The 25,195-nt window shown below is 69.3% G+C and carries 23 protein-coding genes, 2 tRNA genes and 1 other RNA gene; 5 read left to right on the forward strand and 21 right to left on the reverse strand.

The genetic code is table 11. The annotated features are described in order from the left end of the window. Positions 1–237: 237 nt before the first annotated feature. The 7 genes from ssrA to R4I43_RS00810 form a co-directional block, all read right to left on the reverse strand. Positions 238–607: a transfer-messenger RNA gene (gene ssrA / locus R4I43_RS00780) on the reverse strand. 84 nt (positions 608–691) lie between these two features. Further along, on the reverse strand, positions 692–1,594 hold the full coding sequence (locus R4I43_RS00785; RefSeq protein ID WP_324263518.1) for an amidohydrolase family protein: 903 nt from the start codon (positions 1,592–1,594) through the stop codon (positions 692–694). A 1-nt stretch (position 1,595) separates the two neighbouring features. After that, complete coding sequence (gene smpB, locus R4I43_RS00790) at positions 1,596–2,072, reverse strand: SsrA-binding protein SmpB (protein WP_093414952.1); 477 nt, start codon at positions 2,070–2,072, stop codon at positions 1,596–1,598. A 78-nt stretch (positions 2,073–2,150) separates the two neighbouring features. Then, on the reverse strand, positions 2,151–3,053 hold the full coding sequence (ftsX, locus tag R4I43_RS00795; protein ID WP_324263519.1) for a permease-like cell division protein FtsX: 903 nt from the start codon (positions 3,051–3,053) through the stop codon (positions 2,151–2,153). A gap of 74 nt (positions 3,054–3,127) precedes the next feature. Continuing rightward, entirely contained in the window at positions 3,128–3,817 is a 690-nt protein-coding gene (ftsE, locus tag R4I43_RS00800; protein WP_125091433.1) for a cell division ATP-binding protein FtsE, read from the reverse strand. A 102-nt stretch (positions 3,818–3,919) separates the two neighbouring features. Further along, positions 3,920–5,026 (reverse strand): peptide chain release factor 2, encoded by a 1,107-nt coding sequence (gene prfB, locus R4I43_RS00805; protein WP_324263520.1) that lies wholly within the window; start codon positions 5,024–5,026, stop codon positions 3,920–3,922. A gap of 142 nt (positions 5,027–5,168) precedes the next feature. Continuing rightward, positions 5,169–5,666, reverse strand: coding sequence for a PadR family transcriptional regulator (locus tag R4I43_RS00810; RefSeq protein ID WP_324263521.1), 498 nt, complete (start codon positions 5,664–5,666; stop codon positions 5,169–5,171). Positions 5,667–6,023: 357 nt separating this feature from the next. Between R4I43_RS00810 and R4I43_RS00815 the strand changes: the two genes are divergently transcribed. Then, a complete protein-coding gene (locus R4I43_RS00815; RefSeq protein ID WP_324263522.1) occupies positions 6,024–6,248 on the forward strand; it encodes a hypothetical protein in 225 nt (74 codons plus the stop codon). A gap of 48 nt (positions 6,249–6,296) precedes the next feature. On the opposite strand, the gene R4I43_RS00820 is transcribed toward R4I43_RS00815, so the two are convergent. From R4I43_RS00820 to R4I43_RS00830, 3 genes are all read right to left on the reverse strand, one after another. After that, positions 6,297–6,370 (reverse strand) — tRNA-Met (locus R4I43_RS00820). A 303-nt stretch (positions 6,371–6,673) separates the two neighbouring features. Further along, positions 6,674–6,747, reverse strand: a tRNA-Met gene (locus tag R4I43_RS00825). Between the two features lie 275 nt (positions 6,748–7,022). Beyond that, positions 7,023–9,911 (reverse strand): UPF0182 family protein, encoded by a 2,889-nt coding sequence (locus R4I43_RS00830; RefSeq protein WP_324263523.1) that lies wholly within the window; start codon positions 9,909–9,911, stop codon positions 7,023–7,025. Positions 9,912–10,121: 210 nt separating this feature from the next. On the opposite strand from R4I43_RS00830, the gene R4I43_RS00835 reads away from it, so the two are divergent. After that, the gene (locus R4I43_RS00835) at positions 10,122–10,637 is read left to right on the forward strand and encodes a PPA1309 family protein (RefSeq protein ID WP_324263524.1); all 516 of its coding nucleotides are present in this window, start codon (positions 10,122–10,124) and stop codon (positions 10,635–10,637) included. Positions 10,638–10,856: 219 nt separating this feature from the next. Here the strand turns inward: R4I43_RS00835 and R4I43_RS00840 are convergent, their stop codons facing one another. Beyond that, positions 10,857–11,891, reverse strand: a complete 1,035-nt coding sequence (locus R4I43_RS00840; RefSeq protein ID WP_324263525.1) for a YlbL family protein — start codon at positions 11,889–11,891, stop codon at positions 10,857–10,859. A gap of 106 nt (positions 11,892–11,997) precedes the next feature. Here R4I43_RS00840 and R4I43_RS00845 point away from each other — a divergent pair, with 106 nt between their 5' ends. Next, complete coding sequence (locus tag R4I43_RS00845; protein ID WP_324263526.1) at positions 11,998–13,431, forward strand: zinc-dependent metalloprotease; 1,434 nt, start codon at positions 11,998–12,000, stop codon at positions 13,429–13,431. Between the two features lie 86 nt (positions 13,432–13,517). Here the strand turns inward: R4I43_RS00845 and R4I43_RS00850 are convergent, their stop codons facing one another. Further along, positions 13,518–14,075, reverse strand: coding sequence for a M48 family metallopeptidase (locus R4I43_RS00850; RefSeq protein WP_324263527.1), 558 nt, complete (start codon positions 14,073–14,075; stop codon positions 13,518–13,520). 227 nt (positions 14,076–14,302) lie between these two features. Here R4I43_RS00850 and R4I43_RS00855 point away from each other — a divergent pair, with 227 nt between their 5' ends. Both R4I43_RS00855 and R4I43_RS00860 read left to right on the forward strand, forming a co-directional pair. Next, positions 14,303–14,452, forward strand: coding sequence for a DUF5679 domain-containing protein (locus tag R4I43_RS00855; RefSeq protein ID WP_010693945.1), 150 nt, complete (start codon positions 14,303–14,305; stop codon positions 14,450–14,452). A 264-nt stretch (positions 14,453–14,716) separates the two neighbouring features. After that, positions 14,717–16,036 (forward strand): ABC1 kinase family protein, encoded by a 1,320-nt coding sequence (locus R4I43_RS00860; protein ID WP_324263528.1) that lies wholly within the window; start codon positions 14,717–14,719, stop codon positions 16,034–16,036. A 117-nt stretch (positions 16,037–16,153) separates the two neighbouring features. Here R4I43_RS00860 and R4I43_RS00865 read toward each other — a convergent pair whose 3' ends face one another. The 9 genes from R4I43_RS00865 to R4I43_RS00905 all read right to left on the reverse strand — a co-directional run bounded on the left by R4I43_RS00865 (position 16,154) and on the right by R4I43_RS00905 (position 25,085). Further along, entirely contained in the window at positions 16,154–17,041 is an 888-nt protein-coding gene (locus R4I43_RS00865) for a class I SAM-dependent methyltransferase (RefSeq protein ID WP_324263529.1), read from the reverse strand. 125 nt (positions 17,042–17,166) lie between these two features. Next, entirely contained in the window at positions 17,167–17,376 is a 210-nt protein-coding gene (locus R4I43_RS00870; protein ID WP_324263530.1) for a hypothetical protein, read from the reverse strand. Further along, entirely contained in the window at positions 17,373–17,723 is a 351-nt protein-coding gene (locus R4I43_RS00875) for a WhiB family transcriptional regulator (RefSeq protein WP_324263531.1), read from the reverse strand. The genes R4I43_RS00870 and R4I43_RS00875 overlap by 4 nt, the downstream gene beginning before the upstream one ends. Before the next feature lie 140 nt (positions 17,724–17,863). Then, complete coding sequence (locus tag R4I43_RS00880) at positions 17,864–18,067, reverse strand: hypothetical protein (protein ID WP_324263532.1); 204 nt, start codon at positions 18,065–18,067, stop codon at positions 17,864–17,866. 118 nt (positions 18,068–18,185) lie between these two features. Further along, entirely contained in the window at positions 18,186–20,261 is a 2,076-nt protein-coding gene (locus R4I43_RS00885; protein WP_324263533.1) for an ATP-dependent DNA helicase UvrD2, read from the reverse strand. Between the two features lie 200 nt (positions 20,262–20,461). Next, entirely contained in the window at positions 20,462–21,388 is a 927-nt protein-coding gene (gene nudC, locus R4I43_RS00890) for an NAD(+) diphosphatase (protein ID WP_324263534.1), read from the reverse strand. Positions 21,389–21,413: 25 nt separating this feature from the next. Next, entirely contained in the window at positions 21,414–22,781 is a 1,368-nt protein-coding gene (locus R4I43_RS00895; RefSeq protein WP_324263535.1) for a M16 family metallopeptidase, read from the reverse strand. Beyond that, a complete protein-coding gene (locus R4I43_RS00900; RefSeq protein WP_324263536.1) occupies positions 22,778–24,100 on the reverse strand; it encodes a M16 family metallopeptidase in 1,323 nt (440 codons plus the stop codon). The genes R4I43_RS00895 and R4I43_RS00900 overlap by 4 nt, the downstream gene beginning before the upstream one ends. 160 nt (positions 24,101–24,260) lie before the next feature. Further along, on the reverse strand, positions 24,261–25,085 hold the full coding sequence (locus R4I43_RS00905; RefSeq protein WP_324263537.1) for an ESX secretion-associated protein EspG: 825 nt from the start codon (positions 25,083–25,085) through the stop codon (positions 24,261–24,263). Positions 25,086–25,195 lie beyond the last annotated feature (110 nt).

Here is a 25,195-nt window from a genome sequence, read left to right on the forward strand (position 1 = left end):
TCTCCGGCCAGCATCACCCCGTTCGGGTAAGAACGCACCCTGACCAGGACTTTCGTCCTGGCTGCGGCTCGCCAGGCGCTTGCCCCGAGATCGAGCGAGAAAGTCCAACGCTTCGCAACAACACCAGCGGGACCGGCGACCACCGCGCCGTGGGGGCCTGCGGGGGCTCAGCCCCCGCCACCAACACGACGGGGCGAGGTGGTTCGCGCGTTGCGCGAACACACCTCGCCCCGAGGTCAGTGGAGGTGCCGGGAATCGAACCCGGGTCCTCCGTCGCTTCACCAAGGCTTCTCCGTGCGCAGTCCGCTATGCCTCTACTCGGCTCCACCGGTCTCGCGAACTAGCCGGTGTGACGAGCCCAGTCGCTGTTCGATGTCCCACGAGGTCCCGCGACCGAACCTCGCAGTGGAGCCTCCTAGCTGATGCCGGATTCCGGGACGGAGGCTTTCCCGGTCCGACAGAGTCGCTCCTCGCTCAGGCGGCGAGGGCGAACTCGCGCTGACTCTTGTCGGCGCTTATTTGTTTGCGGCGACGCTCACGGTGGTCTCCCGCCTGCACCGGCACGCTTCCCAAGGATCAACGTACGGAGTCGAAACCGTTCACCCCCATGTCTTCACTCCACTCATCCGGCTTTCGAACCGGTGTCCAACAGGATAACGCGTCGGGTCCTGCCGATCATTCCCACATCCCCTCACACGTTCAAGCCCAGCAGCTTCGCCGGTGTGTCGTGCAGCACCGCGCGCAGGAAGGTCCTGCCCAGCCGCTGCTCGCCGGCGGCCCACTCGGCGATGGCCGCGAGCTGATCCGCGTACTGGTACGGGATGTTCGGGTAGTCGGTGCCCAGCACGATCCGGTCCGGGTGGGCGGCGATCCGGGCTGCCCAGTCCTTGGGCAGCGGGGCGAACTGCTCGCTGAAGACCACGCCGACCATCGTCGTGTCCAGGTGGACCCGCGGATAGCGTTCCACCAGGTTCAACGCGGCGAGGTAGTCGGGCATTCCGGCGTGCGCGAGCACCGCCGTCAGCCTCGGATGCCTGCGCAGCACGCCCTCGAACACGTCCAGCCCGGTGTAGGAACCGGGGATCGGGCCGTGCCCGCAGTGCACCACGACCGGCACGCCCGTCTCGGCGAGCAGGCCCCAAGCCTGGTCGAGCAGCGGGTCGCGGGGGTCGAACCCGCCCACCTGGACGTGCATCTTCACGCAGCGAGCACCGCGGTCCAGCGCGCGGGCGAGGTAGTCGCCGACACCGGGCTCCGGGTAGATGGTGGCGGTGGGCAGCGCGTCCGGGGTGCGCTCGGCGAAGTCGCGCACCCAGTCGTTGAGCCACGCGGCCATCGCCGGCTTGTGCGCGTAGACCAGCGGGGCGTAGGCGCGCAGGCCGAACTCGCGCAGCAGCCGCACCCGGGTGGGCTCGTCGTGGCGGTAGAAGATGTCCCACCGCGTGCCGTAGTGCTCGGAGGCGTTGTCGAAGTACGCCCACACCTTGTCCAGCACGTTCGGCGGCAGGAAGTGCGTGTGGATGTCGATCAGGCCCGGTAAGCCGAGTTCGTCGATCCAGGCGGGAATTCGGTTGTCGTCACGCGGTGCCGTCAAGTCAGCGCCGGCCCTTTCGCGCGCGCCCGATGGCGCGCTGGATCTCGCGTTCCACGTCGCGCTTGGCGATGTCCTGGCGCTTGTCGTGCGCCTTCTTGCCGCGCGCCAGGGCGAGCTCGACCTTGGCCTTGCCGTCGCTGAAGTACAGCGACATCGGCACCAGGCTCAGCCCGCTCTCCTTGATCTTGCCGACCAGCCGCTCGATCTCGTGCCGGTGCAGCAGCAGCTTGCGGGAACGACGCGGCTCGTGGTTGGTCCAGGTCCCCTCGGTGTACTCGGGGATGTGGACGTTGCGCAGCCAGACCTCGCCGTCGTCCACCGTGGCGAAGCCGTCGACCAGCTGCGCCTTGCCCTGGCGCAGGCTCTTGACCTCGGTACCGGTCAGCGCGATGCCAGCCTCGTAGGTGTCGAGCACCGACCAGTCATGCCGCGCCTTGCGGTTCTGCGAGATGACCTTGCGGCCGCGTTCCTTCACCATTCGAACAACTCTAGTCCTCGTGTCACCCGTTTAAACCGAACTCGGCGGCCCCTGCGCGAGGGACCGCCGAGCACCAGGTTACAGCCGCACGTACAGGCGGAGCGTGACGTAGCCGGTGACCGCGGAGATCGCTGCCGCGACCAGCAGCAAGATCGGCGAGATCAGCGCGATGTCGCCCCACTCGACGGCCGGGATGATGCCGGTGCCCAGCACCGGGCCCATGACGCTGTCGATGAACGCCGCCTTCGCGATCAGCAGGCCACCGATCGCCAGGACCGCACCGATCAGACCGGACACCATCGCTTCCAGGAGGAACGGCAGCTGCGTGTACCAGCGGGTCGCACCCACCAAGCGCATGATGCCGGTCTCGGTGCGCCGGGTGAACGCCGAGAGCTGGATGGTGTTGGAGATCAGCAGCAGCGCCGCCAACGCCTGCACCAGCGCGATGGAGAAGGTCGCGTTGCGGACGCCGTTGAGGATGTCGAACAGCCGGTCCAGGTACTCGGCCTGGTCCACGACGCTGTCCACCCCCGGCTTGCTGGCGAACTCAGCCTGGATCTGCGGGAACCGCGCGTCATCGCTGAGCTTCACGCGCAGCGACGCGGGCATCGCCTCGGCGCGGGCGACGTCCTTGAGCTCCGGCTGCGACTCGAAGACCTTGTTGAAGCTGGCGAACGCCTGCTCGCGGTTCTCGTACTTGACCGACTCGACGCCCTCGGCGCCCTGCAGCGCCGACTTGACCGCGGCGCAGGGCTGCTGGCTGCAGTCGGTGTCGTTGGCGCTGACGTCGTCGGTCATGAACACCACGACCTCGACGCGGTCCTGGTAGGTGTCCTGCATCTTGTCGATGAGCCGGACCACCAGCAGACCGCCACCGAGCAGACCCACCGAGATGGCGGTCGTCAGGATCATCGCGATGGTCATCGTCACGTTGCGCCGAAGGCCGTTGACGACCTCGCTGAATACGAAGCTCGCACGCATCTTGGGTCAGCTTTCCTGCCGTTCGGGGGTGTGTGTCCTCGGGTGCACGGGCCGGGCGATCGGGTCGCGCCGGATCAGCGGCCGACGCCGTACACGCCGCGGGCGTCGTCGCGGATGACCCGGCCGAGGCTGAGCTCCACGACGCGACGGCGCATCGAGTCGACGATGCCGTGGTCGTGCGTGGCCATCACGACGGTGGTGCCGGTGCGGTTGATCCGCTCCAGCAGCAGCATGATGTCCTGGCTCGTGTCGGGGTCCAGGTTTCCCGTCGGCTCATCGCACAGCAGCACCAGCGGCCGGTTGACGAAGGCGCGGGCGATGGCGACGCGCTGCTGCTCACCACCGGAGAGCTCGTTGGGCATGCGGTCGGCCTTGCCGTCGAGGCCCACCAGCTGCAGCACCTGCGGGACGACCCGCTGGATGTCGCCGCGGGGCTTGCCGATGACCTCCAGCGCGAACGCGACGTTCTCCGCCACGGTCTTGTTGTTCAGCAGCCGGAAGTCCTGGAAGACGCAGCCGATGCGCTGGCGCAGCCGGGGCACTCGGCGGCGGGGCAGCTTCGCCACGTTCCAGTCGGCGACGAAGACCCGGCCACGGCTGGGCACATCCTCGCGCAGCAGGAGGCGCATGAACGTCGACTTACCGGAGCCCGATGGCCCGATGAGGAACACGAACTCGCCCTTGTCGATGCCCACCGAGACATCGTCGAGAGCGGGCCGGGTCGACGTCTTGTACGTCTTGGACACGTGCTCAAGGCGGATCACGGCGGGGAGTTTACCCCCGCCCGATGGGGCGACCCGCACTCACCCACAGAGGTGGCTGCACCAGCCTTGACCAGGGGTTTTGATCGACCCGCAGGGGGTTGATCAGGCCACGCTCTGCTGCTGGCGGCGCCAGCGGATCCCGGCCTCGAGGAAGCCGTCGATGTCGCCGTCGAGCACCGCGTCGGGATTGCCTACCTCGTGCTCGGTCCGCAGGTCCTTGACCATCTGGTACGGGTGCAGCACGTAGGAACGCATCTGGTTGCCCCAGCTGGAGCCGCCGTCCTTGAGGGCGTCTAGCTCGGCGCGCTCCTCCTCCTTCTTGCGGGCCAGCAGCTTGGACTGCAGCACGCGCATCGCGGCGGCCTTGTTCTGCAGCTGCGACTTCTCGTTCTGGCAGGAGACCACCACACCGGTCGGGATGTGCGTGATGCGCACGGCCGAGTCGGTGGTGTTCACGCTCTGCCCACCGGGACCGGAGGAACGGAAGACGTCGACGCGGATGTCCTTCTCCGGGATGTCGACGTGGTCGGTCTCCTCGACGACCGGCAGCACCTCAACGCCGGCGAAGGAGGTCTGGCGGCGGCCCTGGTTGTCGAACGGCGAGATGCGCACCAGGCGGTGCGTGCCCTGCTCGACCGAGAGGGTGCCGTAGGCGTAGGGGGCGTTGACCCGGAAGGTCGCCGACTTCAGGCCGGCCTCTTCGGCGTAGGAGGTGTCGTAGACCTCGGCCGGGTAGTCGTGGCGCTCGGCCCAGCGCAGGTACATGCGCATCAGCATCTCGGCGAAGTCGGCGGCGTCGACGCCACCGGCCTCGGCGCGGATGGTGACCACCGCTTCGCGCGGGTCGTACTCGCCGGAGAGCAGGGTGCGGACCTCGAGGGTTTCGAGGTCCTTGGCCAGGCGCTCGCGCTCCTCGTCGGCCTCGGCCAGACCGGAGCTGTCGCCCTCGTCCTCGCTGAGCTCGTAGAGGACCTCGAGGTCTTCGACCCGCTGGCGGAGCTCGCTGATGCGGCGCAGGTCGGACTGGCGGTGCACGAGGCGGCTGCTGACCCGCTGGGCGTTCTCGACGTCGTCCCAGAGGTCGGGCTTGGCCGCCTCCTTCTCCAGCTCAGCGATCTCCGCGCGGAGTGCGTCGAGATCCATCACGCTCTCGATGCCTTCGAGCGTGTTGGACAGTTCCTTGAGGGAGGCTGCGACGTCGGGATTCACAGTGCTCAGGGTACTTCACCCACAACCGGCCGCCCACGAGGACGGCCGCAACCACCGAGATCGGCTTCCGCCATCGGCTGAACGCGAAGAACGGCTGCGCCGATCGAGCGGCGCAGCCGTTCCCGCGAGCGTGGACCCGCCGTCAGTCGGGGATCGAGTCCAGGAGCTTGATGATCGCCCGGTTGTAGGCGACGGTGAAGTCGGCGGCGGCCTTCTCGTACTGGTCGCCGGCCGTCTTGGCCGCGTTGCGGGCCTCGTCCATCTTCACGGCGGTCTGCGCGCGGGCCGACTCGACGAGGGCGGCGCGCTGGCGCGGGGTGAGGGTACCGGAGTAGACCAGCTTGAGGATCAGCGGACTGCGAACGTTGTCGGGCCCGGGCGCGGTGTTCAGCCACGCCTTGAAGGCCTTCTTGCCTGCGGCCGTGATCGCGTACTGCTGGCTGGAGCGCGGCCCCTGCTTGCCGAGCCGCAGCAGGCCGTCCTCGGTCAGCGCGGGCAGCTCGCGGTACACCTGACTGCGGGTGACGCTGAAGAACCCGGCGAAGCGCTCGGTGGCCGCAGCGACCAGCTGGCCACCGGTCTTCGGCCCTTCGTGCAGTAGTCCCAACAGGGCAGCGGATGTCGCATTCAGCTCGCTCACGACACCAACGGTGCCACGTCCCGCGTGCGCTGTCCACAGTGGTCGGCGCTTCTGTCCACAGTGGTTGCACTGGACTGGTCCAAGTGGACGAACGATTCCGCCATTGGTCTCAGACCGGGATCACCGGATTATCGACGCCGGAGGGCGCGGCGATCGCAGATCCCACCCGAATGCAGCCGTGGTCGATGCACGGATTGCAACCAGCCGCCACTTCGTTCGCCTGGATGGGGGTTCTTGGACGCGCAATGAGGTGCTATCACGTTCTGAAACTGCCCAACTACAGGTGGTTACCCTCACGCTGCTGTAGGCCGCCGGGCCACCGGCGGGCGCACGGCATGGAAAGCAGGAGGTTCGGGCGTGCATCGCAGTTGGTTGCGTACCAAGGTCAACGAGAGCAAGGAGAAGGTGGCCCAGCGGGTCACCGAACGAGCCAAGTCCCTGGTCCCGGTGCAGCGCGGCGCTGAGACGGACTCCTGCATGGTCTGCGGCCGCACCATGCGCCAGACGGCCGTGGTCCGCGGCGAGGGCAGGGTCTGCTCCCCCGCCTGCGCTCGCAAATGGGCCGAAGGCCTGAAGGACTGAGCACGAGAAAGAAAAGTGCCTCCGGATCACCGGAGGCACTTTCTCTAGTAGCGGGGACAGGATTTGAACCTGCGACCTCTGGGTTATGAGCCCAGCGAGCTACCGAACTGCTCCACCCCGCGCCGTCGGCTGAAACTTCCAACCGCTTCGTTCTGTTGTGAATAGAACTCTACACCCCACCAAAATCCCGAACACAACCACCCCCCAAACCAGAAAACCCCCAGGTCAAACACCCCTCAAGCACCCGACGAGCACCCACCAAGACCGCTGGTCAAAACCCAGGCCAACACGACCAAAAAATCAAGGAGCCCTCACCGAAGCAACCACCGCACCGTGGGGGCCTACGGGGGCTCGGCCCCCGTAAAGACGCAAAAAAACGGAAAAAGACCCCCGGCGCCAGCCGGGGGTCTTGAACACACTACTCGTAGCGGGGACAGGATTTGAACCTGCGACCTCTGGGTTATGAGCCCAGCGAGCTACCGAACTGCTCCACCCCGCGCCGTCGGCCGAATGGCCGCTCTGTTGTGTTCACCAGCTTACGCACCTGGTTGCGGGGCTTCAAACCCGGGGTGGTGAAAGTGGTCCACGCCATCGCTGACCTCGGCCGGAGATGCGTCGGGGGGGGGGGGGGGCCCCCCGCGGAGAACCCCCCCCCAGAACCAAACCGAGGGGGGGGTTTTTTGGGGCCCCCTCCCCGCCCCCCCGGGGGGGGGGGGGGGGGGGGGGGGGGCCCCCGCCGCGGCCCCCCCCCCCCCCCACTTCCACACGGTCGGCTCAGCCGCCGGTGCCCTGGGCCTGTTCGAAGCGCTTGATGGCCTCGTCGAGCTGCTGGTAGGCCTGGCCCATCTCGGCGAAGTTGCCGGACTGCTGGGCCTGCCGGACCCGTTCGAGCGCGTTGCGGATGTCACCGACGGCCTGGCCGGCCTGCGGCGTTCCCGGCTGCTGCGGTTGCTGCGGCTGACCGGGCTGCTGCGGTTGCTGCGGCTGGCCGGGCTGGGTGCCCTGCCCCGCCCCGGAGCCGAAGACCTGGTCGAGCGCGCCCTGCAGGGTCTCGGAGAAGCCGACCTTGCCGCCGAAGGACACCAGCACGCGGGCGAGCTGCGGGTAGGACTCCTGCTCGTTGCGCTGGATGTAGATCGGCTCGATGTAGAGCAGCCCACCGGCCACCGGCAGCGTGAGCAGGTTGCCGAACATCGCCGTGACGTTCGGGTTGTTGAACAGCGTCCGGTTCTCGGTGACCTCGGGAGTCGACTCCATCTGGTTCTGGACCTGGTTCGGTCCCGGGGTCAGCGAGTTCGTCGGCAGCCGCAGCACGGTCATCTGCCCGTAGTTCTGCGGGTCCGAGGACACCGACACCCACGCCGAGAGGTTCTGCCGCCGCAGCGCGGTCAGGGCGCTGGTCAGCTGGAAGTTCGGCTTCTGCTGGCCCTCCACCTGGGCGAGCACGTAGTAGGGCGGCTGCTGGCCCTCGCTGCTGCCGACGGTGCCGCGGGCCGTGGGGTCGTTGGGCACCTCCCAGAAGGTCTGGGTGGAGAAGAAGTCGCCCGGGTTGTCCACGTGGTACTCGGTGAGCAGCTTGCGCTGCACCTTGAACATGTCCTCCGGGTACCGGAAGTGCTCGCGCAGCTCCGGCGTGACGGCGCTGGCCGGCTTGATCACGCCGGGGAACACGCCCTCCCAGGTCTTGAGGACCGGGTCGTTCTCGTCAGTGGCGTACAGGTCGACGGTGCCGTCGTAGGCGTCGACCGTGGCCTTGACCGAGTTGCGGATGTAGTTGATCTGCTGGTTGGGCTGGCGCTCGACACCGGTGAGGGTGTCGTTGGTGGCCTCGCCCAGCTCGGTCGTCTTCGAGTACGGGTAGTTGTTCAGCGTGGTGTAGCCGTCGACGATCCACTTGATGCGGCCGTCGACCACGGCCGGGTACGGGTCGCCGTCGAGCTTGAGCCACGGGGCGACCTTCTGGACGCGGTCGCGCGGGTTGCGCTCGTAGATGAGCTTGGAGTTCTCCCCGATCACGCCGCTGAACAGGAAGTTCCGCTCGCCGTAGTAGGCGGCGAAGGCCAGCCGCTGGATCGGGTTGGAGATCGGCACGCCGCCGCGGCCGTCGTAGGTGAACTGCTGGGTGTCGGTGTCGTACTCGCGCGGGGCCTCGCCCGGGTTGCCGCCGACGATGGCGTAGTCGTCGGGGCCGACGAGCTCGCCGTAGTAGACGCGCGGCTGCTTGACCGGGATCGCGCCCTGACCCTTGTTGGCGACGTCGCTGATCTGGAAGACCGGGTAGCCGCCCTGCGTGGCGCCCTCGTTGAACGTCGAGTCGACCCGGTCGGCCGGTGCGGCGACGAAGCCGTTGCCGTGGGTGTAGACGGTGTGCCGGTTGATCCAGTTCTGCTGGTTGACGGCCAGCCCGTCGGTGTTGATCTCGCGCAGCGCGACCAGGTAGTCCTGCAGCTCGCCGTTGGCGTCCTTGTAGCGGTCGACGTCGAGCTTGTCCGGGAAGCCGTAGAAGTTGTACTGCTGGGTGAGCTGCGTGAACGTCGGCGCCAGGATGTTGGGGTCGAGCAGCCGGATGTTCGGGATGGTGCCGGAGTCCTCGGCGACCTCGCTGGGCTGCAGCTGGGTCTTGCCCGGGTAGTCGACGAAGTTGACCTTGTCGTCGCCGATGCCGAAGGCGGCCTTGGTGGCCGCCAGGTTCCGCTCGATCGAGACGGCCTCGCGCTGGTTGGCGTTCGGGCGGACCGAGAACTGCTCCAGCAGCGCCGGCCACACGGCGCCGACCACGACGCTGGACAGCAGCAGCAGGACCGTCGCCAGCGCGGGGATCTGCAGGTTCTTCAGGAAGATCACCGAGAAGAACGCCAGTGCGCAGAACACCGCGATGCACATCAGGATCAGCTTCGCCGGCATCACCGCGTTGAGGTCGGTGTAGCTGGCACCGGTGAACAAGTTGTTGCGCTGGGACAGCAGCAAGTCGTACCGGTCGAAGAAGTAGTCCACGGCCTTGAGCAGCACGAACAACCCGGCCAGCACGCCCAGCTGGACGCGCGCGGGCATCGACAGCTGGCCGCTGCGGCCGGTGAGCCGGATGCCGCCGAAGATGTAGTGGGTGACCAGCGCGCCGAGGAACGACACGGTCACGGCGATGAACGCCCAGGACAGCAGCATCCGCCAGAACGGCAGCTGGAAGACGTAGAAGCTGATGTCCTTGCCGAACTCGGGGTCGGTCTGGCCGAACGGGACGCTGTGCAGGAACAGCTGCAGCGTCTGCCAGTCGGCCTGCGCGGCCAGCCCGCCGATCACCGCGATCAGCAGCGGGACTCCCAGGCCGAACAGGCGGGAGCGCTCGGTGATGATCGTGCGGTACCGGGTCAGCGGGTCGTCCGGGCCGCTGACCGGCACGAACACCGGCCGGTTGCGGTAGGCCAGCCACAGGTTGACCAGCAGCACGCCGCCGAGGAAGACGGCGGCCACCACGCCCAGCCCCAAGCGCGAGGTGACCTGGGTGGTGAAGACCTGCCGGTATCCGACCTCGCCGAACCACAACCAGTCCACGTAGGCGCCCAGCACCCGCGAACCGAGGATCAGGGCGAGCAGAACCACTCCGCCCAGAATCAGCAGGATTCTGCTTCGCCGGGATAGTTTCGGCATTCCTACCGGGGGCCGCATGGCCACAGCGCACGCTCCTGGGGACGGTCAGCTGAACTTGGCGATCGTGCCCGTGAACACGATTGCCTCGTGATGTTCAACTCTACGACCCGGGTGAGAAGTTCCTGGAAGGCCCCGCGCGAACGGTATTTTTCGGACACAGATCGATATCGATCAACTCGGGTCGGCGCGCCTGATCGGGCGGATGCCGGTTCTGGGACGATTGCCGCCATGCCGTCCGTTGAGGAATTGGGGTTCGCCCTGCCCGTCGCGACCCGCGAGGTCGAGGAGTTCGTCGCCGCCGCCGGCTGGGACCAGCCGACGCAGATCTTCGCCCTGGTGGCGACCGAGACGATGCTGGCCGCCGCGCCCGACCTGGCCGACCAGCTCGACCCGATGGCCTCGCCCCTGACGCCGCTGGCCCAGGAGTCGCTGCCCGCCGAGGACCTCGGCGAGGCGCTGGCCCGCATCGAGTGGCCGGAGCAGGTCGTCGGCTGCGCCCTGGTCCAGGAGATCGTGGTGCTGCCGCCGGAGGCCGAGGCGGCGCTGCCCGAGGACGAGGAAGGCGCCCGCAAGATCGCCGCCGAGCACCCGGACCGCCGTGAGGCCCGGCTGGTGGCGGCGGTGCTGCGCGGCGGCGGTGCTCAGTCCTGCGTGATGCGGCTCCGGGGCGACGAGGACGAGGTCCTCAGCGACCCGTCGCTGGCCCCGAACCTGCTCAAGGCCCTGCAGGCGACCTTCGCCTGAAACGCCGCGGCCGAACGTCTGCAAGCGGCGGTGCCGCGAGCAGTGAAGACCACCCTCGCAACCTGCACCGCCGCGGGTTCTGACACGCCTTCTGGCGAGTACGCCGCGACGCCGTGCATTAGGACATGCATCAGGAGTGGCGCACGGAGTCCAGAAGGCGCCTCAGGTTCCGCTACCCGCACCGCTGAGCAAGACGACCACGGAATGAATAGTTCCTGCTCAGCAGGCCGCCGGGGCCTGGTTGTCGCGGAGGGCGTCGAGGGCCTTGGTGGCGTCGACGAGGTTGGCGACGCGGGCGAGCTGCAGGCCCTCCGGGGCCTGGGACTTGGCCTCGGCGCAGTTCTCCGCCGGGACCAGGAACGTCGTGGCGCCGGCCTCCTTGGCCTTGACCATCTTGAACGGGATGCCGCCGATCGGGCCGACGTTGCCCGCCGGGTCGATCTCGCCGGTGCCCGCGACGAACTTGCCGCCGTTGAGCTCGCCCGGCGTCAGCTTGTCGATGATCGCCAGTGTGAACATCAGCCCGGCCGAGGGGCCGCCGACGTCGGCGAGGCTGATCTTGATCTCGAACGGCACGTCCGGGCGCTCGGTCGCACCCACGCCCAGGAAGCCCTGCGACTGGTCGCCGTCCGGCTCGGTGTTGCGGCCCAGCTGCACGTTGGCGACCTGCTCGGGGTGGTCGCCGCGCTGGTAGCGGAGCTCCACCCGGTCGCCGGGCTTGGTGCCGCCCAGCGCCGCCTTCAGCGACGCGGCGTCGGTGACGGGCTTGCCGTTGGCGGTGATCAGGCGGTCGCCGGGCTCCAGCGTGCCGTCGGCCGGGCTGCCCTTGACGATCTGACCGACCAGCACCTTGTGCGGGTACCCGAGGAACCGCAGCGCAGCGCTCTCGGCGGTGGTCTGCGAGTCGTTGAACGCCTCGGTGTTCTCCTGCTCGATCTGCTGCTCGCTCTTGTTCGGCGGGAAGTAGACGTCGCGCGGCGCCAGCGCGTAGCGACCGGAGACCCACAGGCCCAGCGCACCGAACAGCGACAACTGGTCGGTGACCGATACCGTGGTCATGTTGAGGTGACCTGCCGTCGGGTACGTTTCGTGCCCTTCGACGTTGATCACCGGGTGGTCGCCATCCAAGCCGAGCGTGTCGTAGGTCGGTCCGGGCCCCAGCGCCACGAACGGCACCCGCGCGAACGCCCCGAGCAGACCGAAGGCGACAACCAGCACGACACTCGTCAACAGCGTCCAGGTACGGCGGTTCACGAGGCGACAGCGTACGTGTTCGCTCTTGGCGATGTCCCCGGTGTTCGCACCCGACCAGTGCAACGACTCCTTCAAAGGGACGGCCCATGCCGCGTACGGTGGAACTATGACCAATATGCCGTTCGGGTTCAGTTCGCAGGACCCCGACGACCCAGACAAGGGCGACTCGTCGCAAGGCCGCTCTGAGGGCGGGTCCGGTGGCAACCCTGGGGACAATCCCTTCGGTTTCGCCGGCATGCCCGGTCCGGGCGGCAACTTCGACATCGGGCAGCTCGGCCAGATGCTGACCCAGCTCGGCCAGGCGCTGAGCCACTCCGGTGGTGGCAGCGGCCAGTCCGGGCCGGTCAACTACGACCTGGCCAAGCAGCTCGCGGTGCAGCAGCTGCACAACAACCAGCGGACCGAGCGTCCCAGCCAGGAGCAGGTCAAGGCGATCGAGGACGCGGTCCGGCTCGCCGAGCTGTGGCTGGACGCCAGCACCTCGCTGCCCGCCGGGGTGCGCGCGGTGCAGACCTGGTCCTCGGTGGATTGGGTCGAGAAGACGCTGCCGGTCTGGCAGCGGCTGTGCGACCCGATCGCGCAGCGCATGTCCGCCGCGTGGCTGGAGGCGCTGCCGGAGGAGGCCAAGCAGGCGGCCGGGCCGCTGCTGAACATGCTCGGTCAGATGGGCGGCATGACCTTCGGTTCGCAGCTGGGCAGCGGGCTCTCGCAGCTCGGCGCCGAGGTGCTGACCTCCACCGAGGTCGGGCTGCCGCTGGGGCCGACCGGGACGGCAGCGCTGCTGCCGGCCAACATCGAGCGGTTCATCGAGGGGCTGGACCGGCCGACGAGCGAGGCCACGTTGTTCCTGGCCGCCCGCGAGGCGGCGCACCACCGGCTGTTCGGGCACGTCCCGTGGCTGGCGCAGCGCCTCCTGGCCACGGTCGAGGAGTACGCGCGCGGCATCCACATCGACACCTCGGCGCTGGAGGACCTGGCGAGCAAGGTCGACCCCACCAACCCGGCGTCGATGCAGGAGATGATGAGCTCCGGCATGCTCGAGCCGAAGACCACTCCCGAGCAGCAGGCCGCGCTGAACCGGCTCGAAACGCTGTTGGCGCTGGTCGAGGGCTGGGTGGACGTGGTCGTGGCCGACGCGCTGGGCGACCGGCTGCCGGGTGCGGAGGCACTGGGCGAGCTGGTGCGCAGGCGTCGCGCGAGCGGCGGCCCTGCCGAGCAGACCTTCGCGACGCTGATCGGGCTGGAGCTGCGCCCGCGCCGGATGCGCGACGCGGCGAACCTCTGGCGGCTGATGGCCGAGCGCCACGGCACCGACGCCCGCGACCAGGTCTGGGACCACCCAGACCTGCTGCCGGACAGCTCTGACCTGGACGAACCGCTGGACTTCGCCGACCGCTGGGGCGCGGGTTCGGACCTCGACGACCCCATCGCGGCGATCCGCCGCGCGGAGGAAGCCGAGAAGTCCGACGACACCCCGGAGGACTCCTCCGAGGACACCTCCGGCGACGACGACGGCTCCGACGGAGACGCCAAGGCCTGACCTGCACGCACCACCCGCCCAGCGCACGCCGCGCTGGGCGGGTGGTGCTGTCTCAGGGGCAGGAGAGCCGCCTGGTCGGCCTCGGGTCAGGAGGCTTCCGGGTCTTCCGTCTCGTCGTCGGTGAGGCCGATCTCGAGCTGGGCGGCCGCGACCACGCCCTCCAGGTAACCGATGGCGCGCTCGGTCTTCGGGTAGCGCTCGACCCACTTCCAGAAGTCCGGCCCGTGGCCGGGCACCAGCAGGTGCGCGAGCTCGTGGACGAGCACGTAATCGAGCACCCATCCGGGTACATCTCGCAGTCGTTGACTCACCCGAATGGTGCCCTCGCTAGGCGTGCACGAGGCCCACCGCGTGCGCATCGGGGGAACCCACCTGACGCTGCTCGGATCCGCCCTGCCGTCCAGGTACTTGACGGACAGCTCACGGCAGCGCTGCACCAGCGCCTCGTCCGAGTTGCGCGCGGGGGATCGGCGACGCGTCTCGCTGCGCTGCAGACGGCTCAGCATGTCCGCCACCCAGCGCTTTTCCTCCGCACGGCTCATCCGAGCCGGGAGCAGCACCACGATCTTGTCGCCGTCGCGATAGGCGCTCACCGTCTGCCGGCGGCGCTTGCTGCGGCGGACCTCGACCTGCGGTTCAGCCACGGAAGTGGACCCTAGCGACTGGCTCCGACAAACGGTTCCCCCTGTGAGCTGCACCTCAACGCGCGGGCGCGGTCGATGGCCTAATCATTACTCCATCGAGTCGAACATGCCCTGCCCGTAATGCATGCATCTCAATTACTCCGCCTGTACGGTTCCCCCAGCCGCCCCCAGGAGGGCGCCGGAGATCCAGCTATGGCGCTGGATCAATTACCAGAAGGAGGGGAGCCGTGGCCGAGACGTACAACGGCTACTGCGTGAAGTGCCGGGAGAAGCGCGACTTTTCCGGTGAGGTCTCGGAGACCAACGGACGCCGGATGGCCAAGGGCACATGCCCGGTGTGCGGGACCAAGATGACCCGCATCCTCGGCAAGGCGTGACCGGGCACGGGTGGGCCGCCAGCGGCCCACCCCGCGCTGGTTCCCGGGGGTTTCCCGAAGTCCATCCGTTTTGAGCCGCTTTACCGTTCCCGTCGGCCCATCCTTTTCGGCCGCGGGAACGAACCCGCTCACCCAGAATGCCGATCACAACCCAAGACGTGCCGATGAACGACTAGCATGTTGTTGGGTTTCTCGTTTTCCGAATGGCGACCTGATGGCTTTCGGTCTTCGAGAGGGTTTTCCTGCGCGCACCTAGGAGAATTCGTGGCCGACATTCCCCGCCAAGCGGCACACCGCACCGCCAAGCTCGCCAGCCTGCCCCTGGGCGTCGCCGGCCGGGTCGCTGCGGGCTGGGGACGTCGCCTGACCGGCCAGAACGCGGCGGAGATCAACGCCGATGTGGCCGCCAAGACCGCTGAGCAGCTGTTCGCGGTGCTCGGGCAGCTCAAGGGCGGGGCGATGAAGTTCGGCCAGGCGCTGAGCGTGTTCGAGGCCGCCGTGCCCGACGCGATGGCCGGGCCCTACCGCGAGGCGCTGACCAAGCTGCAGTCCGCGGCGCCGCCGATGCCGACCTCCAGCGTGCACCGGGTGCTGACCGAGCAGCTGGGCGCGTTGTGGCACAAGCGCTTCGCGTCCTTCGACGACGAGCCCGCGGCCTCGGCAAGCATCGGTCAGGTGCACCGGGCGGTGTGGCACGACGGCCGCGAGGTGGCGGTCAAGGTCCAGTACCCGGGTGCCGACGAGGCGCTCCGCTCCGACCTGCGGCAGCTGATGCGGTTCTCCCGGCTGTTCCAGTCGCTGGCGCCGGGCGCCGAGGTCAAGCCGCTGCTGGAGGAGCTGCAGGAGCGGATGGTCGAGGAGCTCGACTACCGCATCGAGGCCGACAACCAGCGCACCTTCGCCAAGGTCTTCGCCGACGACGAGCGGGTCGTGGTGCCCGCGGTGATCGCGAGCGCGCCGAAGGTGGTGGTCACCGAGTGGGTGACCGGCACACCGTTCTCGAAGGTCATCGACGGCGGGACGCAGGCCGAGCGCGACCTGGCGGGCCGGCTGCTGGCCGAGTTCCACTTCTCCACCCCGGCGAAGGTCGGTTTGCTGCACGCCGACCCGCACCCGGGCAACTTCATGCTGCTGCCGGACGACCGGCTGTGCGTGATCGACTTCGGTGCGGTCTCCCGGCTGCCCGACGGTCTGCCGCCGACGTTCGGCAAGATGATCCGGCTCGCGCTGGAAGACCGGTCGATCGAGCTGCTGGAGCTGATGCGCGAGGAGCGCTTCGTGCAGCCCGACCAGGAGCTGCGCGCCGAGGACGTGCTGGCCTACCTGGCTCCGTTCGTGGATCCGGCGCGCACCGAGACGTTCCACTTCACCCGCAGCTGGCTGCAGCGGCAGGCCGAGCGGGTCTCCGACCTGCGCGGACCCGACTTCCGCACCGGCCGGTTGCTGAACCTGCCGCCGGACTACCTGCTGATCCACCGGGTCACGCTCGGTGCCACCGGCATCCTCTGCCAGCTCGACGCCGAGGTCGCCACCCGGGACATCATCACCGAGTGGCAACCGGGCTTCGCCGAAGCCGAGGCCTGACCCAGCGCCGCCGTTCGAATTTCGCGCGAGATTCGAGGCTCACGCACGGCGTTCGAATTTCGCGCGAAGTTCGAACGCCTCGCCCACCGGACGCGTTCGCGCAGGTCAACGCGCCCTCTAGGCGGGTTTGGTGCCGATGTGCACGGTGTTCGCGCTGAGGTAGTGGAGGTCGTCGCGGTTGCCCGCGTAGTGCTCGCCGTCCGGGTCCAGGAGCTGGTCGAGCGCGGACACGTCCTCGGCCGCCAGGCGCTCGTCGGCGTCGCGGCGGAGCATCGCCAGGTGCCGCAGCGCGGCGGCGCGACCGGATTCGTCCAGCGGCGCGGGCCGGTCGATCAGGTAGCTGAACGAGGTGGCCTCGACGAGCCCGGCTTCGCTCATGGCCTTCGGCCAGCCGACCGGCAACCGGACGGCGCCGTCCATCTCGGCGCGCATCTGCTGGAACCACTGCTCGCTGGCGTTGAGCAGGCGGGCTTCCAGGCCCGGTTCGGCGATGCCGACGTCGGCGGGCAGCACCCGCGTCTGCAGCCCGAACTCCACGACCGCCAGCCGCCCACCGGGTTTCACCAGTTGCGCGAGCCTGCGCAGGCCGGCGAGCTGGTCCGGCAGGTGGTGCACGACGAACGCCGCGTAGACCAGGTCGGCTCGCGGTGCCGCGCCTGCCTCCTCGATCTCCGCGGCGAGGGTGTCGGCGGCCGCGTCGGCGCGAACGGTGCGGACCGCGACGCCGTCGGCGGCGCTGGACGCCCTCTTCCCTGCTGCCGCCAGGAGCTGCTCCGCGGTGTCGACGATGGTCAGCTGCGCGTCGTCGCCGTTGCGCGCCAGGGACTTCGCGAAGACCGCCGCCGTGCCGCCGGCTCCGGCACCGATCTCGATCACCGAGCGATCACCGGGCAGCAGGAGCCTGCCGACGACCTCGGTGATCTCCGGCTCGATGAAGTCGTCGGCCGCGCGCAGTCGCTGCAGGTGCGCGTCCCAGTCGATGTTGTCGTGTGAATGTGCGCCCACGAGCCGGAACCCTAGACCTGGCCCGGCGAATCGCGCACGCCGGTTTGCTGGTCCGGCAAGAGTGCGTCGGCCGTCGCCGAGTGCGACGGCCGACGCGGCATCCGCGAGCGCGCGATCACGATGGTTCAGCGCTGCTCAGCGGCTTCGGCCTTCCTCGTTGCGTAACGGGCGACGGCCCGCCATCTGCGACCCGCGGACATCGCGCGGACTTGGCGTTGTCGCTCCGCTTCAGCGAGTCTTTCCTTCCTATGTATCCGGATCAGCTCCTCGGTCGGGTGCATGCGCATCTCCGCGTTGTTCGGGTGGATCAGGCTGGTGGCGTTCGTGCTGGTCATGCTGCTTGCTCCTGCTTGCGGGGCCCGGTCTCCTCCGGGCGTGGGTGCTTGCGCGGACGACCGCGCCTGCGCTTGCGCGCGACGACCTCGCCACGCTCGAAGATCTCGCCGCCCCAGACCCCCCAGGGTTCGCAGCGGTCCAGCGCGCCGGCCAGGCACTCGGTCTTGATCGGGCAGTCGCTGCACAGGACCTTGGCCTGCTCCAGGTCGGACGGGTTCTCGGCGAACCACAGGTCCGGGTCCCGTCGGCAGGGCAGGCGGCGTTGCAGCGATGAAGCCGAGGATTGCTCGGGCTCCAACTGCGAGTCCACGGCCGACTCGGGTATCGGCACACTCGCGGTGAACATACGACTTCCTCCAGTAGTCGATGGCAGGCGACTTGTGGTTGTGGATGGATGTGGTTGTGGTTGTGGATCAACCAGGAGCACAAAAAGGCCGCGGACCCGTGTGCGTGGGTCCGCGGCCTTCTGAGAAGCCTGGGGCTTTCCTAGATCAGCGGATCCAGGAGAGGCCAACGGACCGACTTGCGCGGGTGCTGCTGAGTCGCCGGGAACATGCGGTAGCCACGCGGCTTTTCGACGCGCAGATCACCGGCAACGGCGGCGGAGGGCACAAAGGTGTCCTGGAGCAGCGAAACAACCCCGGCCACGAAGGAACGCGGGGCGTCGTTGATGATCGCGAAGATCTTCACTGTCCCCACCTCCTTCTCGGTCTCGGTCGGCGAAAGCGAGCCCGCTCGGCTCGCGCGTGTCTACGAGGTTATGTGGAGCGACCCAGGCCCCGCAACACATTTTTGACCTGCGATTTCACTAATTCACCCGGTTGATCAGCGCGAGCACGTCGCCGCCGAACTTCTGGATCTTGGTCGCGCCGATGCCGGAGATGCCCACCAGCGCCGACTCGTCGGTCGGCCGCTGCTCGGCGATCGCGGTCAGCGTCGCGTCGGTGAACACCACGTAGGCCGGCACCTTGAGCTGCCGGGCGCGTTCGCTGCGCCAGGCCTTGAGCTGCTCCAGCAGGTTCTCGTCGACGTCGGACGGGCAGTGCGAGCAGCGCCCGAGCTTGATGTCCATCGTGCTGACCAACGTCGACGAGCACACCCGGCACTTGGGTTTGATCGTCGCGGCCTGCCGCGCCGGCGGCTGCGGCTGCTTGGCCTTGCTCGGCAGCGCGGCCGGGTGGCCGTCGGGCACGAGGTTGTAGATGAACCGGCTGCGGCGCCGGAACTTGCGGCCACCGGCGCGGGCCAGCGCCCACGACAGGTGCAGGTGCTCGCGGGCGCGGGTGACGCCGACGTAGAGCAGCCGCCGCTCCTCCTCCACCGCCGCGTCGGTGTCGGCGTGCTGGATCGGCAGGGTTCCCTCGACGAGGCCCGCGAGGAACACCGCGTCCCACTCCAAGCCCTTGGCGGCGTGCAGCGAGGCGAGGGTGACGCCCTCGACGGTCGGCGGGTGCTGGGCTTCGGCGCGGGCGTCGAGCTCGGCGACGTAGCGCCGCAGGTCGGCGTCGGGAACGGTGCTGACCAGCTCTTCGGCGAGCTCGACCAGCGCGATCAGCGATTCCCAGCGCTCGCGGGCGGAACCACCGGCGGGCGGCTCGTCGGTCAGGCCGACCTCGGCGAGCAGTTCCCGCACGGTCCCGGGCAGGTCCTCGGCGGCGGTGTCGCGGGCGATCGCGGTGCGCAGGGTGGCCATCGCCTGGCGGATCTCGGCGCGCGCGAAGAACCGCTCGCCGCCGCGCACCTGGTACGGGATCTCGGCGTCGGACAGCGCCTTCTCGTACACCTCGGACTGGGCGTTGACGCGGAACAGGATCGCGATCTCCGACAGCGGCACGCCCCGCTTGGCCAGCTGCGCGATCTTGCGGGCGATGGCGTCGGCCTCGTCGGTCTCGTCGTCGTACTCGGCGAAGTCGGGGCGCGCGCCGTCGGGTCGCTGGCCGACCAGCTTCAGGCGGGTTCCGGCCGGGCGTTCCCGCGCGGCGCCGATGACCTGGTTGGCCAGGTCCACGACCTGCGGCGTCGAGCGGTAGTCGCGTTCGAGGCGGACCACGGTCGCCTCGGGGTACTTGCGCGGGAAGTTGATCAGCCACGTCGGGGACGCGCCCGCGAAGGAGTAGATGGTCTGGTTGGCGTCGCCGACCACGGTCAGGTCGTCGCGGTTGCCGACCCAGGCGTCGAGCACGCGCGCCTGCAGCGGGTTGACGTCCTGGTACTCGTCGACGACGAAGGACCGGTACTGGCCGCGGAACTCCTCGGCGACGTCCTCGCGGTCCTCCAGGATCGCGGCGATGTGCAGCAGCAGGTCGTCGAAGTCGAGCAGTTGCGCGCCGCTCTTGAGCTTCTCGTAACCGGCGAAGGCCTTGGCGATCAGCTCGGGCAGGATCGGCGTCTCGCGACCGGCCTGCTGCGCGGCCGCCGGGTACTGCTCGGGGCTGATCAGCGAGGACTTGGCCCACTCGATCTCGCTGGCGAGGTCTCGCACGTCCTCGCGCTCGGTGGACAGGCCCAGCCGGTTCGCGGCCTGCATGACCAGGCGGAACTTGTTGTCGGTGAGCTGCCACATCTGGGTGTCGTGCACCCGGGGCCAGAAGTAGCGGAGCTGGCGGAAGGCGGCGGCGTGGAAGGTCTGGGCCTGCACCCCCGCGGCTCCGAGTTCCCGCAACCTGGTGCGCATCTCGCCCGCGGCGCGCGCGGTGAAGGTCACGGCCAGCACCTGCCGGGGTGTCACCAGGCCGCGCTGGACGAGGTGGGCGATGCGGTGGGTGATGGTCCGGGTCTTCCCCGTTCCCGCACCGGCCAGGACGCACACGGGTCCGCGCGGTGCGGTGACGGCCTGCCGCTGCTCCGGATCCAAACCTTCCAGGAGACGCGGTTGATCGGCCATGCCGAGCATCCTCGCAGACCCCCGACCCCGATCAGGCGATACCCACCACCGTGTGTCGCCCAGATCGCTCGCCCGCCGACGTGACCAGCGCAGACACGCCCGTCCGCGGGGACGGATTCGAATTTCGCGCGAAATTCGACTCGGAACTTCTCCGGTCGAACTTCGCGCGAAATTCGAAATCCGCTGGGCGCGGCGGAGCGTCAGGGCTGCTGCGTGGCCCAGCCCTTGATCATGCGGTAGGCGATGGAGACGCTCGGGGGGAGTCGGACTCCGTCGACCGGCTCGCCTTCGGCTTCGAGGGCGGCGCGGATCGTGTCGCGGTGGACCCAGCGGGCTTCCTCGATCTCGCCGTCGGCGGGGATCAGCGGGGCGTTGCGGTCGGCGACGGCGGCGAAGCCGAGCATCAGCGAACGCGGGAACGGCCACGGCTGGCTGCCGAGGTAGCGGATGTCGGTGCACTTGACGCCGACCTCCTCCTCCACCTCGCGGGCGACGCAGGCCTCCAGGGACTCGCCGACCTCGACGAACCCGGCCAGCACCGAGAACCGGTACTTCGGCCAGATCGGCTGGCGGGCCAGCAGCACGTGGTCCTCGCCGTCGCTGACCAGGCAGATCACCGCCGGGTCGGTGCGCGGGTACTCCTCGCGGTCGCAGCCGGAGCAGCGGCGCGCCCAGCCGACGCGAACGCGGGTGGTCGCCGCGCCGCACACCGCGCAGTAGCGGGCGTTGTCGTGCCAGCTGAGCAGCCCGACGGCCGTGGTGAGCAGGCCCGCGTCGGTGTCGTTGAGCAGCGCACCGCCGGAACGCAGGTCCCGCCAGCCCTCCTGGGCGCCGTCGTGGTCGGTGCGCAACGCCCAGTAGCTGACGTCGTCCTCGACGCCCAGCAGCACCGCGTTCGGCGACGGCCGGGCACCGAAGTCGACGGCGGGCTGCATCACCAGCCGGGAGTCCTCACCGATCTGGGTGCGGCCCTTGGCGTCGACGAGCAGGACCTTGCCGGTGTGCCACAGCTTCGCGCCGCCGTCGAGGGATTCCCGCAGCTCCTCCCGGCGGTCCACAGTGGCCCGCGAGAGGAGCGGCGGGGAGTCGAGCTGGAAGCCCGAACCGGCGAACACTTCGCAGGTCATTCTTGCGCTCCATCCGGTAACCGGGTCATGGCAGCTCCACGCCACCGAGCAGTCGCAGCTGGTCCGCCAGCTTGTCGGCGTCGCCGACGACGACACCCGTGAACGAGGTCGGCGCGAACAGCTTCGCGGCCTCGGCGACCTGCTCGACGGTGACGTCGCGCAGCCGCTCCGGGTGGGCGGTCAGCCAGTTCTGGTCCAGGCCCGCGGCGGCCAGCGCCGACAGCGTCGAGGCCAGGCCCGCCTGCGAGGCGGTCGAGGTCAGCAGCCCGCCGATGGCGTACTGCCGCGCCGACTCGACCTCGGTCTCCGACGGCGGGACCAGGGCCAGCCGAGCGAGTTCGTAACGGGTCTCCAGCAGTGCGGCCGCGGTGACCTCGCTGGCGGTGTCGGCGTCGACCAGCAGCGTGCCGTTGCCCTTGGTGAACTCGAACGACGAGTGCGCGCCGTAGGTGTAGCCCTTGTCCTCGCGGATGTTCTCCACCAGGCGGGAGGAGAAGTAGCCGCCGAAGACGAGGTTGGCGACCTGCAGCGCCGGGTAGCGCTCGTCGGTGCGCGCCAGCGCCTGCGCGGAGAACCGCAGCTGCGACTGCACGGCACCGGGCCGGTGCACCAGCCGCACGTCACCACCGCTGACCAGCGGCAGTGCCGGGAGCTCGTGCGCCGACTCGGAGGAGTTCCAGCCGGCCAGGGCGCGCTCGACCTCGCCGATCACGACGTCGGGGTCGATGTCGCCGACCAGCACCAGCACCGATCCGCGCGGCAGCACGTGCGAGCGGTGCAGGGCGCGGACCTCCTCGGGCGTCACCTGGGCGACGTCCTCGGCCTGCGGCACCTCGCGGACGTAGGGGTGGTCGCCGTAGCGGTGGCGCTGCAGCTCCTCGCGGGCGATCACCCGGGGCTGCGAGCGGGCCACGCCGATCCGCTCGACGAGGCGGGCGCGTTCGGCGTTGATCTCGTCGTTGGCGTAGGTGGCGCCGGTCAGCGCGTCGGCGAGGACGTCGAGCAGCGTGTCCAGCCCGCTGGCCAGCGCGTCACCGGCGATGCTCAGCCGTTCCGGGTCGACCACGGCGTGCAGGTCGCCGCCGACGGCCGCGAGGTCGGTGTCCATCTTGACCCGGTCGCGGCGTTCGGTGCCGGTGAGCAGGGTTTCGGCCAGCACCTCGGCGGTCGCCGGGTGCAGCGCGTCGTCGCCGGCGAAGGGGATGCGCAGGCGCATCTCGACCATCGGCACCTGGCCGTGGCGGGCGGCGATGACGCGGAGCCCGTTGGGCAGCACGGTGTCGACGCCGACCGGCGGGACGCCGGTGCGGGGCTCGCCCAGCGGCGGCAGGGGCCGCGGGCCGAGCTCGGTGCGGCCGATCTCCTCGGCGCTGCGGTGCGTTGCGCGGGTCATGCCGCACCTCCGTTCTCGTCACCAGCGGGTTCGATCTCCAGCACGGCGCGGGCGTCGGAGCGCAGCTCCTTGGCGGCTGCGGCGACGTCCTGGGCCCGGACCCGGCCGATGCGCTCGGGCAGCTCGGAGATGAGTTCGGCGCGGCCGTGCAGCAGCTCGGCGCTGCCGAGGTCGAGCGTCCGCGAGATCACCCGGTCGTGCTCCCGGTAGAGGCTGGCGGCCCAGCGGGAGGTGACGCGGTGCAGCTCTTCTTCGGTGGGGCCTTCGGTGGCGAGCTTGTCCAGCTCCTCGTCGATCGCCCCGATCACGCGCTCCACCCCGACGTCGGGGGTGTGGATGGCGGTGAAGGTGAAGGTGTCGGGGTCGCGCGCGTCGAGCGGCGCCCCCATCAGGCCGGTGCCCGCGCTGACGTCGACCACCAGCGCTTCGGAGTGCACCAGGCGCTGCTGGAGCCGGGAGGCGTCACCGTCGGACAGGATCGCCGAGAGCACGACGTTGGCCAGGTAGGCGTCGAGCTCGCCGACCGGGTCGGGCAGCCGGTAGCCGAGGGCGACTGCGGGCAGCGGGGCGTGCGGGTCGGTGTGCTTGCCGCGGACCTCGGCGGTGGGGAACGGCTCGCCGAAGGACGGCCGCTGCGGGACGTCGCGGGCGGGGACGTCGCCGAAGTGCTTCTCGATCAGCTTGATCGTCTGGTCGACGTCGAGGTCACCGGCGACGGTGAGCACGGCGTTGCCGGGCGAGTAGAAGGTGTCGAAGAAGGCGGCGCAGTCCTCGACGGTGGCCTGTTCGAGGTCGGTGAAGTCGCCGTAGCCGTTGTGCGCGTTGGCGAAGGTCGAGTACAGCACCGGCGGCAGCAGGATCCAGGGGAAACCGCCGTAGGGGCGGTTGAGGACGTTGAGCCGGATCTCCTCCTTGACCACGTCCACCTGGTTGGCCAGGTTCTCCTCGGTGATCTTCGGGGCGCGCATCCGGTCGGCTTCCAGGAACAGCGCGCGCTCCAGGGCCGCCGAGGGCAGCACCTGGTAGTAGTCGGTGTAGTCCTGGTGCGTCGAACCGTTGAACGTGCCGCCGGAGCCCTGCACGTGGCGGAAGTGCGCGAGTTTCTCGAGGCTCTCACTGCCCTGGAACATCAAGTGCTCGAACAGGTGCGCGAAGCCGGTGCGCCCTTCCGGTTCGGAGCGGAAGCCCACGTCGTAGTGCACGCTGACACCGACCACAGGAGCCTGCCCTGATGATGCTTGGCCCGCTGCCGAGTCCGGTGCCAACACCACGCGCAGCCCATTGGGCAAGGTAACGCGATGCAGCTGGGGTTCGACCATGCCATGCAGCCTACGTGCGCGCTGTCAACCTGCGCGTGCCCCCTGCGACAACTTTCGGCGTGTCGGCAGCTCCGCCCCGGTTGTCCAGACGACAACCGGAGCAATCCCCGATCGGCGGTTGACCTGCCTCGATGCGGCATGCCGACCAGCCGGAACGGGCTCAGCCCTGGCGGACCTGGTTGATCAACGAGTTGATCTCGTTTCCGATCAGCCGCGCGTCCGCGGGCAGCAGCGCGTAGAGCGGTTCACCGGTGCTGCCGCGTTCCACGCGATCGAGGTACCGGCCGTCGGGCTCGACGTTGTCGAACCAGGACACGACCGGGGTCCGGCGACGCCGTCCGTGCTGGTCGCGCATGTTGGCGGCGATCTGGCCGAGGCGCACGTGCGGTGCCTTGCCGATCTTCTCGTAGAGCTCGACCTGCTGGTCACCGCTGCTGCCGCGGGTGCGCGTGGCGGTCTGCATCATGCTCGACGGGTCGTAGTCCTCGACCTGCTCGCCCTGCAGCGAGCTGTGCGGCACGCGGATCGGACCGTGCGCGCCGGGCTTGGCGGGCGGCAGCGTGCCGAGCACGACGCCCGGCAGCGGCGCGTTCTGGTGCACCTCGACGGTCAGCAGCCCGCCGCGCTTGGGGTCCTCGCTGGGCGCCTGCACGCCGAGCACGACCCGGTTGCCCTCGGTGAACACCGCGACGGCCCGCCAGCAGTGGTCGCTACCGGGCTCGGGGAACCACATCGAGTCGACCCAGAGGTAGGGCGTGGCGAGGGTTTTCAGGGCGTCGACGAGCGGAGGCACGACCTCGTCATCGACGACGACGCCGGAGGCCTCCATGTTCGGCAGTTCGGCTTTGCCGATGGCGGCGAACTGGTCGGCGGTGTGGCCGAAGGACCGGGTGCTGATCGGCAGCGTCAGGCCGTCGATCCGCAGGTATTTGAGCACGATGTCCAGGTGCACCGGCGGCAGCTGCCACCGCCCCAACACACTCACTTGAGCTTTCTCCCACTCGTGGAAGCAGAAAGGAATTGCGACGGTGGTGGGGGGGGGGGCACCGGGGGCGTGGGCCCCCCCCCCCCAGACGGGGGGGTGGACGCGGCCGC

This window comes from Saccharopolyspora mangrovi (assembly GCF_035320975.1).
Taxonomy (GTDB): Bacteria; Actinomycetota; Actinomycetes; order Mycobacteriales; family Pseudonocardiaceae; genus Saccharopolyspora; species Saccharopolyspora mangrovi.